This is a genomic window from Chryseobacterium barbadense, from assembly GCF_042849955.1.
Taxonomy (GTDB): Bacteria; Bacteroidota; Bacteroidia; order Flavobacteriales; family Weeksellaceae; genus Chryseobacterium.
The window spans coordinates 1-3125 of the sequence record NZ_BAAFHL010000126.1 but is presented as its reverse complement, the minus strand read 5'-3'; the positions used below and the strand labels follow the sequence as shown (position 1 = coordinate 3125).

The following is a 3125-nucleotide window of genomic DNA, read 5'->3' as shown; positions in this document are numbered from 1 at the left end:
GATTAGAACCTTTTACCATGATTCTTCCTGTGGTAGTAGAAGCATTTGGAATGGTTACTGCCTGAGTTCCGTCATTAGGAGTTGCTGCAAGGATTGTAGTCCATGTGTTTCCGCTGTCTGTAGACCAAAGAATATCTACATCGGCTGCGTTCACATTATTTGCTGTAGTTCCTGCCACATTCCAGGTAACGGTTTGTGAAGATCCGCCGGTGTAGGTTGTTGCAGCGTTTTGTGAGCTTACACTGAAAGGTCCTGCTGTTCCGTTTACAGTGATTACTGCATCATCCGAATTGTTTCCGGAACCTCCGGCTCTGTTGTCACGAACAGTAAATCTGAAGTTTAATGTTCTGGCAACATTTGACAAAGCTTCTACGGTGATCTCAGACCCTGCAGTAGTTGTAGCTCCTGTTAAAATGGAAGCCATTCTAGGGAAATATCTTGTAGGCGATGTTGTTGGAGTCCATGATCTGAAAGTAGGCCCGGAAGCTTTGGTTGCACTTGCAGCAGAACTTGCTCCTGTCTGGGAAGAAGAAGCGTTATCCATCTGTTCCCAGATATAGGTTAATGAATCTCCATTGGCATCTGTTCCCGTTCCCGTCAACATAAATGGTGTTCCTTTCGGAATGGTATAATCGAGGCCTGCGTTGGCTGTCGGAATTGTATTTCCAGTGGCTGTACTTGTTGGACAGGTTTTTGCTTTGATATTATTGGTAATTTGCTGGATACTTACCGCATGAAAGAATGCGTCGGAATGGGGTTGAACATCCTGTGCTGTAATTCCGGCATATCCCATAATGGTTGACCCAGATCCGGGTTCCATATTATTCCCTGTTCTCTCTGTACTGTGAGACATAGTATGATTTCCTCCAAACTGGTGACCCATTTCATGGGCTACAAAATCAACATCAAAATTATCTCCTGATGGAATTCCATCCAAAGGAGATGTATAACCACTTCCTTTTGAACCATTGGTACATACACAGCCAATGCACCCTGCATTTCCTCCACCTCCGTCATCACCGAATAAATGTCCTATATCATAATTGGCTTCACCTATTACAGAGGTTAAATTATTTTGAAGTTCTGAGTTCCAGTTATTCATATTAGTGGATGGAGAATAAGGATCTGTAGAAGCATTGGTATAAATGATATTATCATTATTAGAGATAAGAACCATTCTTGCAGCAAAGTCTTTTTCAAAGATACCATTTACGCGGGTCATGGTGTTGTTCATTGCTGCTAAAGCCTGAGCTTTTGTTCCTCCGAAATAACCAGTATATTCTCCGGTACAAGAAAGAGCCAATCTGAACGTTCTTAATTTAGAATCATCAGCATTTGGTCTTGCTGTAAAATTTGTATTGTCAGCCCCTTTTTGAGCAACATCGAGTACCTTACACTCAAATTTGCTTAAATCATCCTTTTTATCTGATTTTTTATAAACAATATAAGTTGACAGGTCTTTTGTATAAGGCTCAATAAAAATGGCTGATCTATCTCCATAGATTTCCATAGAAGAAAGCCCTAATGAAGAAATACTGAAATAGATAGTTGAATTAGGATCTTCCAGGCCTTGTCCTATATAGGACTTGATATCCGGATATTTGGCAGCTAATTCAGGGGTGAAATTGGAATTTTCTCTTACTTTAAAGCTTTCCATTTTTCCATCAGAATTCGGAAAAGAAATAATGGTTTCTGATTTTTCCCCTGCGGCCAATCTTTGAGGAGCTCTTGCCAGAGCATTTTTTAATCCGTTAAAATCCAGCCTGTAGATTTTAGGATTGTTGATATTGGTTTTGTTTTCAAAGATTTCTGAAGAAGCCTTTTGGCTGCCTTCAGACCAAAGACGATCTGTCTGCGCGAATGAAATGCCTGTAATCAACAGCATTCCAATCATAGATAATTGTTTTTTCATATAAAATAATGGTTTGATTATGGAATATCAAATCTAATAAAAATTATGTGATGAAAAACAAATTTTTTTAAGAAAATTTTAGAATATTCATTTAATATATTATGCGATACATTAAATAATATGTAAATTATATTGTATCAAAAAAAGAAAATAGCATACGAAAAATACGTATGCTATTATTATATGTGATGAATAATTCTAAAAATTACATATCATCTGCAGTCGGCCCATAAAGACCGGGAACTTTATTTCCTGTAGATCTCAGATAAACGACCAACTCACCTCTGTGATGATATAAATGATTATACAAAAAACCACGAATAACCTGAATTCTTGGCATGGGAGGGAAAAGTACATTACCGTCCATTTCCATTTTCCATTCGTTGAAATATGCGTTTTCATCAGAGTTTTCGAGAACTTTTTGGGCTTTGGCCACATTTTCTTCAAATTTGGCTACTATATTTTCTGCTCTGGAAATATCTCCTTTATCATACTGATAAGAACCCATATCAAAAACATCCTGATTGAAAGTGGAATCATACCAGTTATATACTTCTGCAATATGGGAGGCTAACTGAGCTGTAGTCCAGTTTTTTTCGGATGGTTTCCATTCTAAAGCACTGTCGGGAATCGCTTTTAAAATTTTCCTGGTGTTTTCCGCTTCATGCAGAAACTCACCTAAAAGGCTTTGTTTAATCATTGTATTGTGTTTAAATAAGTTGAATTTATTTTGTGATGTCTCTTCCGATAACCAATCTCTGGATTTCAGAAGTTCCTTCTCCGATTGTACAAAGTTTAGAGTCCCTGTAATATTTTTCAGCAGGGAAGTCCTTCGTATATCCGTAACCTCCGAAAATCTGAACTGCATTGTTGGAAATTCTTACACAAGCTTCAGAAGCATATAATTTAGCCATAGCCCCTTCTCTGGTCATTTTTTGCTTGGCATTTTTCAATGTTGCTGCTCTTTGGATCAAAAGTTCAGCTGCATCAATTTCTGTGGCCATATCTGCAAGCATAAAGTTGATAGCCTGGAAATCCGAGATAGATTTACCGAACTGTTGTCTTTCCTTAGCATATTTTAAAGCAGCTTTGTAGGCTCCTCTTGCAGTTCCTAAACTTAAAGCAGCGATAGAAATTCTGCCTCCGTCCAGGATTTTCATAGCCTGCTTGAAACCTTCTCCTACTTCCCCTAAGCGGTGGGAATCCGGTACTC

The 3125-nt window shown here is 38.3% G+C and carries 3 protein-coding genes; all 3 read right to left on the bottom strand.

Translation table 11 applies throughout. From position 1 onward, the window contains the following. A partial coding sequence (locus tag ACGHIN_RS17035; protein WP_390456350.1) for a reprolysin-like metallopeptidase occupies positions 1–1912 on the bottom strand: 1912 nt, incomplete at its 3' end. Between the two features lie 205 nt (positions 1913–2117). Further along, a complete protein-coding gene (locus tag ACGHIN_RS17030) occupies positions 2118–2612 on the bottom strand; it encodes a DinB family protein (RefSeq protein WP_390456348.1) in 495 nt (164 codons plus the stop codon). A gap of 25 nt (positions 2613–2637) precedes the next feature. After that, on the bottom strand, positions 2638–3125 hold a 488-nt coding region (locus tag ACGHIN_RS17025; RefSeq protein WP_390456345.1), incomplete at its 5' end, for an acyl-CoA dehydrogenase family protein.